General features: G+C 42.4%; 8 protein-coding genes. All 8 read left to right on the forward strand.

All coding sequences use genetic code 11. The features are described 5' to 3' along the window. Positions 1 to 168 precede the first annotated feature (168 nt). Positions 169 to 1,452: a NupC/NupG family nucleoside CNT transporter gene (locus AACW06_RS12390; protein ID WP_053310818.1), complete on the forward strand. Its 1,284-nt coding sequence runs from the start codon at positions 169 to 171 to the stop codon at positions 1,450 to 1,452. Between the two features lie 526 nt (positions 1,453 to 1,978). Further along, positions 1,979 to 2,755 carry a deoxyribose-phosphate aldolase gene (gene deoC / locus AACW06_RS12395; RefSeq protein ID WP_192075284.1) on the forward strand — a complete coding sequence of 259 codons (777 nt, stop codon included), beginning with the start codon at positions 1,979 to 1,981 and terminating at the stop codon, positions 2,753 to 2,755. Positions 2,756 to 2,867: 112 nt separating this feature from the next. Further along, positions 2,868 to 4,196 (forward strand): thymidine phosphorylase, encoded by a 1,329-nt coding sequence (deoA, locus tag AACW06_RS12400; RefSeq protein WP_192075285.1) that lies wholly within the window; start codon positions 2,868 to 2,870, stop codon positions 4,194 to 4,196. Between the two features lie 20 nt (positions 4,197 to 4,216). Then, positions 4,217 to 5,437, forward strand: coding sequence for a phosphopentomutase (deoB, locus tag AACW06_RS12405; protein ID WP_192075286.1), 1,221 nt, complete (start codon positions 4,217 to 4,219; stop codon positions 5,435 to 5,437). Between the two features lie 78 nt (positions 5,438 to 5,515). After that, entirely contained in the window at positions 5,516 to 6,235 is a 720-nt protein-coding gene (deoD, locus tag AACW06_RS12410) for a purine-nucleoside phosphorylase (protein ID WP_053310822.1), read from the forward strand. A gap of 170 nt (positions 6,236 to 6,405) precedes the next feature. Continuing rightward, positions 6,406 to 6,768, forward strand: coding sequence for a P2 family phage major capsid protein (locus AACW06_RS12415; protein WP_337923434.1), 363 nt, complete (start codon positions 6,406 to 6,408; stop codon positions 6,766 to 6,768). A gap of 678 nt (positions 6,769 to 7,446) precedes the next feature. Further along, positions 7,447 to 8,271, forward strand: coding sequence for a class I SAM-dependent methyltransferase (locus AACW06_RS12420; RefSeq protein WP_192075287.1), 825 nt, complete (start codon positions 7,447 to 7,449; stop codon positions 8,269 to 8,271). 151 nt (positions 8,272 to 8,422) lie between these two features. Then, the coding region (gene tnpA / locus AACW06_RS12425; protein WP_443263390.1) for an IS66 family insertion sequence element accessory protein TnpA at positions 8,423 to 8,582 on the forward strand (160 nt) is incomplete at its 3' end.

Genomic DNA, 8,582 nt, shown 5'->3' on the forward strand with positions numbered 1-8,582 from the left:
TCATTAAATGGTGAGTTAGCTCACATAAGTGAGTGAATGCGAGCTGAATCTTATAAGAAAGTGTGAGGCTGGCATTACTTTATCTAAGGAGGGATGAGTATAATCACCTCGCTTTATAGCTCCATTTTGTAACACGCCAATAAATAACTTATAAGGAAGTCATAAACTATGAGCCTGTTTATGAGCCTAGTCGGTATGGTAGTGCTTCTTGCTATTGCATTTGCATTCTCATCTAACCGTAAAGCTATCAATATCAGAACTGTGGGCGGCGCTTTTGCCATCCAATTTGCATTAGGTGCATTTGTTCTTTACGTACCTTGGGGCCGTGATCTTCTAAACGGTTTCTCAACTGGTGTATCTAACGTTATCAACTATGGTAACGATGGTTCATCATTCTTGTTCGGTGGTCTTGTTTCTAACAAGATGTTCGAAGTGTTCGGTGGTGGTGGTTTCATCTTCGCTTTCCGCGTTCTTCCTACACTGATCTTCTTCTCTGCACTTATTTCTGTACTTTACTACATCGGTGTTATGCAGTGGGTTATCAAGATTCTTGGTGGCGCGCTTCAAAAAGCACTGGGTACTTCTCGTGCGGAATCAATGTCAGCTGCGGCAAACATTTTCGTAGGTCAAACTGAAGCACCACTTGTTGTTCGTCCGTTTGTACCTAAGATGACACAATCTGAACTATTCGCAGTAATGTGTGGTGGTCTTGCTTCTGTTGCTGGTGGTGTATTGGCTGGTTATGCTTCAATGGGTGTTCCTCTAGAGTACCTTGTTGCAGCATCATTTATGGCAGCACCTGGTGGTCTTCTATTTGCTAAGATTCTTCACCCAGAGACTGATAAGCCTCATGAAGATTTCGATGAAGCATTAGACGGCGGCGACGACAAACCAGCTAACGTTATCGACGCAGCAGCGGGCGGTGCGGCATCTGGTCTACAACTAGCGCTAAACGTTGGTGCAATGTTGATTGCCTTCGTTGGTTTGATTGCTCTTGTTAACGGCATGTTGGGCGGTATCGGTGGTTGGTTCGGTATGCCTGAGCTAACTCTAGAGCTGATTCTAGGTTATGCATTCTCTCCACTAGCATTCCTTATCGGTGTGCCATGGGCTGAAGCGGTAACCGCTGGTTCATTCATCGGTCAGAAATTAGTGGTTAACGAATTCGTTGCTTACCTAAACTTCACACCTTACTTAGGTGAGAACGCGCAAGTTATTGCTGCAACTGGTCAAGTGATGTCTGAGAAGACGACTGCAATTATTTCATTCGCTCTATGTGGTTTTGCGAACCTTTCTTCTATCGCAATCCTACTTGGTGGTCTTGGTAGCCTTGCTCCAAACCGTCGTAGCGATATTGCTCGTATGGGTATTAAAGCGGTACTTGCTGGTACGTTGTCTAACCTTATGGCAGCGACAATTGCAGGCTTCTGCTTAAGCCTAGCTGCGCTATAATTTAGTTAGAAAATAATTAATTTATAGACACCATTTAATATCGCCCCGTAGCAAGAAATTGCTACGGGGCTTTTTTGTTTTCTGGGTTTAATTTCATTATTGGCCATGCAAAAAAGAGAGATAGTTTAAGGGGATTTAAAATCTTTTTGAGATACAAACCGTTTGCTCTATGAATGGCGCTACAGTTTTGTAGCGAAAATCTATACTGTATCGGTGAGATTAGTTTTCAATGGAATATTGAAGGCTTTAGCTAGCACTAATCAATACATGGAGTATGATCTAGAGCTAGGGCAACTGTGTTGCCTTGATATACGTTAGACACAGCAATAAAAGCTCAATATTGGAGTAACATTGTTTGTGCCATAGGCCAAATTGGTACTGTGCGGTGACAGGGATAGCAATTGGAATGTTCAGCATTCCGAGTCTTCAGGGAACCAAGTCCGTTCATTTGTGGCTACTGGGAAAAACGCACCAACAACTCGCGTGCCAGTAGTGAACTATTTGAATATATTGATCGGAGATAGAAATGAGCGATTTAAAAGCAGCAGCACTTCGTGCACTAAAATTGATGGATTTGACTACGCTAAATGATGATGACACAGACGCGAAAGTGATCGCCCTTTGTCATGATGCGAAAACAGCAGTAGGCAATACAGCTGCAATTTGTATTTACCCTCGCTTTATTCCTATTGCTAAGAAGACACTTCGTGAGCAAGGCACACCAGAGATTCGTATTGCGACAGTAACAAACTTCCCTCATGGTAATGATGATATTGAAATTGCAGTGGCTGAAACAAAAGCAGCTGTTGCGTATGGTGCTGATGAAGTTGATGTTGTTTTCCCTTACCGTGCATTAATCGCAGGTAACGAACAAGTCGGTTTTAATCTTGTTAAGCAATGTAAAGAAGCATGTGGCGATATCCTTTTGAAAGTGATTATCGAAACGGGTGAATTGAAAGAAGAAGCTTTGATCAAAAAAGCATCACAGATTTGTATCGAAGCTGGTGCAGACTTTATCAAAACTTCAACTGGTAAAGTGCCAGTGAATGCTACGCCAGAATATGCACGTATGATGTTAGAAGTGATTCGTGATATGGGCGTTGCTAAAACCGTTGGTTTTAAACCAGCTGGTGGTGTTCGTACAGCAGAAGATGCGGCATTGTACCTCACTATGGCTGATGAGTTATTAGGTGCCGACTGGGCCGATAACATGCATTACCGTTTTGGTGCATCAAGTCTACTGACTAACCTTTTAAATACATTAGAAGTAACAGACCAAACAGCAGATCCTGCCGCGTACTAATCGTAGGTTACATCTGAACTGATAATAATAAGTCTGATTTGTGGGGCTGTTTTTATGGCTCCGCATTACCTCTTTACCCTACAGACCAAAGCGTATTGCTTGGGAGGATCTAATGTATTTACCACAAGAAATCATTCGTAAAAAACGTGACGGCGAAATACTGACCGCTGACGAAATTAACTTCTTTATTCAAGGCGTAGCAAAAAATACGGTATCTGAAGGTCAGATAGCCGCTTTTGCTATGACTATTTTCTTTAATGAAATGACCATGCCAGAGCGCATTGCATTGACTTGTGCGATGCGCGATTCAGGCATGGTGATCGATTGGGACTACATGAACTTTGATGGCCCTATAGTCGATAAGCATTCAACTGGTGGTGTTGGTGATGTAACCTCACTAATGCTTGGCCCAATGGTAGCTGCTTGTGGCGGTTTTGTGCCGATGATTTCAGGCCGAGGGCTTGGCCACACCGGTGGAACATTGGATAAATTGGAATCTATTCCTGGCTATAACATCACACCAACTAACGATGTTTTTGGTCAAGTGACGAAAGAGGCAGGGGTGGCGATCATTGGTCAAACGGGTGATCTTGCTCCTGCGGATAAACGTGTATATGCCACGCGTGATATTACGGCAACGGTGGACAATATTTCACTGATCACTGCCTCTATTCTCTCGAAAAAACTGGCAGCAGGTTTAGATTCTCTAGTGATGGATGTCAAAGTGGGTTCGGGCGCTTTCATGCCAACCTACGAAGCTTCTGAAGAGTTAGCGAAATCGATCGTTGCGGTAGCAAATGGTGCTGGCACTAAAACTACGGCTATTTTAACGGACATGAACCAAGTGTTAGCCTCTTCTGCGGGGAATGCAGTTGAAGTGCGTGAAGCAGTTCGTTTCTTAACTGGAGAGTACCGTAACCCTCGCTTACTTGAAATTACCTTGGCTTCTTGTGCTGAAATGCTGGTACTCGGTCACTTAGCGAAAGATAGCGATGAAGCACGCACTAAACTGATGACGGTGCTAGATAACGGTAAAGCTGCACAGTGCTTTGGCAAAATGGTCAAAGGTTTAGGCGGTCCTGCTGATTTCGTCGAAAATTATGATCATTACCTTGATAAAGCCGAGATCATTAAACCCGTTTACGCACTAGAAAGTGGTGTGGTATCGGCAATGGATACTCGTGCCATTGGTATGGCTGTTGTGGGCATGGGGGGGGGACGCCGCGTTGCAACAGACAGCATTGATTACGCGGTGGGTTTTGACCAATTTATCCGTTTAGGCGAGGTCGCTGATAGCAACAAACCACTGGCTATGATTCATGCGCGTAATGAAGAGCAATGGCAAGAAGCGGCAAAAGCCTTACAAAACGCCATTAAAGTGGGCGGAGAATATACACCAACACCAGATGTTTACCGTCAAATTCGTGCAGAAAATGTGTAACACGCTGGTTGGAGAGAGAAATGAAAAGAGCATTTATTTTAGTATTAGATTCATTTGGTATTGGCGAAGCGGCAGACGCAGAAAAGTTCGGTGATGTCGGTTCAGATACGCTTGGTCACATTGCAGAGCAATGTGCAAAAGGCGATGCAGATAATGCAGAGCGTAAAGGGGCGTTAAACTTACCAAACTTATCCAAATTAGGTTTGGCGATGGCTCACAAAGAGTCAACTGGGCGTTTTGCTCCAGGGTTGGATGCCAATGCTGAGATTATTGGTGCCTATGGCCATGCGGCAGAGTTGTCATCAGGTAAAGATACACCATCAGGTCACTGGGAAATTGCCGGCGTGCCTGTGCTGTTTGAATGGGGCTACTTTAGTGATAAGCAGAACAGCTTCCCCAAAGAGCTTACCGACCGAATTCTAAAGCGTGCTAACCTTCCTGGCTTTTTGGGTAACTGCCATGCTTCTGGTACGCAAGTATTAGATGATTTAGGCGAAGAACACATGAAGACGGGCATGCCGATTTTCTATACGTCTGCTGATTCAGTATTCCAAATTGCTTGTCATGAAGAAACGTTTGGTCTTGATCGTTTACTTGAACTTTGCCAAATCGCTCGTGAAGAATTGGAAGATTACAACATTGGTCGTGTTATCGCTCGTCCATTCATTGGCCCTAAAGCGGGAGAGTTCGCGCGTACCGGTAACCGTCGTGATCTTTCTTTAGAGCCACCTGCGGCTACTGTGTTGCAAAAATTGGTTGATGAGAAACAAGGCAACGTCGTTTCTATTGGTAAAATTGCCGATATCTATGCCAACTGCGGTATTACGAAAAAAGTAAAAGCAACAGGTATTCCTGCGTTGTTTGATGCAACTTTAGAGCAAATTAAAGTTGCGAAAGATAACACCATTGTCTTTACTAACTTTGTTGATTTCGACTCAGCTTATGGCCACCGTCGCGATGTGGCAGGTTATGCGGCTGCACTTGAATATTTTGATAATCGTCTACCAGAAGTATTGGCGCTTATGGAAGAAGACGACATCCTCATCCTAACGGCGGATCACGGTTGTGACCCAACTTGGCCGGGTACGGATCATACTCGTGAGCACATTCCTGTATTAGTGTATGGCCAAAAAGTGGCTGCAGGATCATTGGGCCGTCGTGATACCTTTGCAGACATCGGTCAATCTATCGCGCAGTACTTTGATACTTCGGCAATGGATTATGGTAAGAACTTTCTTTAAGTGCTCATTGCATTTGTGAATATGAATAGAGAGGGTACTCTCTATTCTTTCGTCAATTTTAGATAAAGGATATTTTCAATGGCAACTCCACATATTAACGCGGAAATGGGTGCATTCGCTGACGTCGTTTTAATGCCTGGTGACCCACTTCGTGCAAAATACATTGCAGAAACTTTCCTCGATGATGTCGTTCAAGTGTGCGATGTTCGTAACATGTTTGGTTACACTGGTACTTATAAAGGCCGTAAAATTTCAGTAATGGGACATGGTATGGGTATTCCATCATGTTCTATCTATGTGACCGAGCTGATTAAAGATTTTGGTGTGAAAAAGGTTATCCGTGTTGGTAGCTGTGGCGCAGTAAGTGAAGACATCAAAGTACGTGATGTTGTGATTGGCATGGGCGCATGTACGGATTCAAAAGTGAACCGTATTCGCTTCAAAGATCACGATTTCGCTGCAATAGCCGATTACAAAATGGTAAAAGCGGCTGAAGAAGCAGCAACGGCTCGTGGCATTGATGTCAAAGTAGGCAACCTATTTTCAGCTGAGCTTTTCTACACACCTGATCCAGAAATGTTTGATGTCATGGATAAGTACGGCATCGTTGGGGTGGAAATGGAAGCGGCAGGTATTTATGGTGTTGCTGCTGAATACGGCGCAAAAGCATTGACGATTTGTACCGTATCTGATCACATCAAAACAGGTGAGCAAACGACTTCAGAGGAACGTCAAAACACCTTCAATGAGATGATTGAGATAGCCTTAGATTCAGTATTAATTGGTGATGCACAGTAATTAATGTACTCTGATTAAGATCTTTAATCATTAGCTCAAATAAAAAACCTCAGTGTTAACACTGAGGTTTTTTTATCGCTACATATAGATGGTTAGTAAGCGCATCATAAACACTGCATTCTGTGGTCAAAGACTCGAATGAAATTCGCATTGGTGAGGGTGGTGACTTTGTGAACCTAGACCTAGTGGTACTCACCGTTAAAACCATGCTTGATGAATGGTTTGCCGCCACTAATGACCTAGTCGCTATCATTGGTAATGAGTTGATTGCCACTGACCAAGCCAAGTTATACGCCGAGAACGGAAGTATCCCAAGCGAAAAAACGAAGATTGAAATGCGCCAGGTTATTTCCACCTATGGCGGTTTACCTTCATTTTTAGTCTCCAACTTCCCCCCATGCGGCATTATGGTGACCAGTTTCGACAACTTATCAATCTACATTCAAGGCAACACGATTAGAAAGTCCGTTGGTAAGCGTAACGACAGCAAAAACCGTGTAGAGAGCTTCGAGTCTATGTGGTCGAACAGCTAGGAAAAGCGGCCACTACAGAATTTGACAATGTGAAATTGAAGAAGCTAGGTACAGACGTTTGGCAATAGATTAGACTTAAACTTCTGATAGACAAAAGGCCACTAAATTAGCGGTCTTTATTTGGATGTCTGCTTACAATCTAAATTCACTTTTTAGGAGAAAGCAATTTAGCGAGATAGACGATTAACATCCGTGGATAATTCTAATCAGCCAAGTTAGCAAAGGTGTTGTCCATTAAGTGTGATTTCTCCATTAGTTTCCTCCAGTCATAAAATACTATCACCCAAGAAAGCCTTTTGAGTCGGGTATAATTGATCTCAGCTCTCTTTTAACACCATAGAACTTGCTTTCAAAAACAAGTGAGTTTATTCTTCGCAAAGTAACAGAGGTTACTCATTTCACTATAAACGATGGGAGAAATCCATCCGGAGAAGCTAGACCTTAAGGCGGCAACTCTGGAACATAGATAAATCAATTACAGAATACCAGTACATCAAAAACTCAAGATTGTTTAAATCATTGGGTAAGAAACTTTTGTATACATTATTTGTATACAACGGGTGTGTCTGCTGTTTTGTAAAGGTCTATCTATAGATGGTTTCCTTCCAGATGACATCCCCCTCTTCATAGACTTTCTTAACAGTGTTGTCTCACCCCTAATATTATTTAGGAGGCGACATGCTTATTGAGCATGCTACTAAAATCAAACTCTGTGATTTTTCACTTGGTTTAGGTTTATTAACACCACAAAAAAAAGAGATTTCGAACAAAACCAAAAAAGTTGAACAAATACTCGCTTTTTTGGAAGTTATACATAGTCAAGTAAGGAAATACTCTTCAAAAAGGGAACTGGTTTTTGTTGATAGCGGAGCGGGAAATTGTTATCTGAGCTTTATTGTTTATTACTATTATACAAATATAGTAAAAAGACCAGTTCAGATTCATTGTGTTGATTTCAATAAGAAGCTGATGGATAAGAATCGTACTTTAGCTGATTCCTTGGGTTTCACTGGAATGCACTTCCATGCCGCTGATATAGAACTTTACACCCATAATGGAGACATCGACGTCGCTTACTCACTTCATGCCTGCGATATTGCGACTGATAAAGCAATGCTCTTAGGGCTTAAGAATAATGCAAGACACATTGTCTCTGTGTCATGCTGCCAACACAGCGTTAAAAAAAGTATGCAATCATTCGAACCCACCAAAGGCTTGACTAAGCACAGCGTGTATAAAGATCGTTTGCTTTACATAATTTTAGATTCTATGAGAGCTCTTTTGCTAGAAATGTTGTCATATGATGTTGATGTTATTGAATTCGTATCAACGAGAGCTACTGATAAAAATTATATGCTTAGAGCGAAAAAAACACAGGGTAATAATATTGACCAGCTCACAAAAGAGTATATGCAGCTCCGTAATGCTTATAATCTTCGTCCATATTTAGAAAAAGAATTGGTGGGCTTGGAGTTAGTTCAACCATTTGAAGATATTCTATAGCTGAGTAGTTGGTCGCTTACTCTTGAACCTGATGAGCGACCAATCTCTCGCAACACAAAAGTCGTATTAACGTAAGCGCATCATAAACCCCACATTTTAATCAACCTCAGCACGCTATACGATCAAATCTCCAACCATAAGGAGATCTGAAATGGCAAAACGACGTACCGACCAAGAATGGCAAAACCTGTTTGAAAAATACCAATCCAGTCATTTATCCCAGCGTGTCTTCTGTGAGCGTAACGGGTTAAGTCTGTCTACCTTTTATGCCAAACGCCAGCAGTTACAAACCACGAAATCAACCAATATCG

Source organism: Vibrio sp. S12_S33 (genome assembly GCF_963889785.1).
Classification (GTDB): Bacteria; Pseudomonadota; Gammaproteobacteria; order Enterobacterales; family Vibrionaceae; genus Vibrio; species Vibrio aestuarianus.

What these genes read in the sequence shown, in the direction of transcription:
- AACW06_RS12390 (WP_053310818.1), top strand. Translation starts at nt 169, where the DNA reads ATGAGCCTGTTTATGAGCCTAGTCGGTATGGTAGTGCTTCTTGCTATT.
- deoC (WP_192075284.1), top strand. Translation starts at nt 1,979, where the DNA reads ATGAGCGATTTAAAAGCAGCAGCACTTCGTGCACTAAAATTGATGGAT.
- deoA (WP_192075285.1), top strand. Translation starts at nt 2,868, where the DNA reads ATGTATTTACCACAAGAAATCATTCGTAAAAAACGTGACGGCGAAATA.
- deoB (WP_192075286.1), top strand. Translation starts at nt 4,217, where the DNA reads ATGAAAAGAGCATTTATTTTAGTATTAGATTCATTTGGTATTGGCGAA.
- deoD (WP_053310822.1), top strand. Translation starts at nt 5,516, where the DNA reads ATGGCAACTCCACATATTAACGCGGAAATGGGTGCATTCGCTGACGTC.
- AACW06_RS12420 (WP_192075287.1), top strand. Translation starts at nt 7,447, where the DNA reads ATGCTTATTGAGCATGCTACTAAAATCAAACTCTGTGATTTTTCACTT.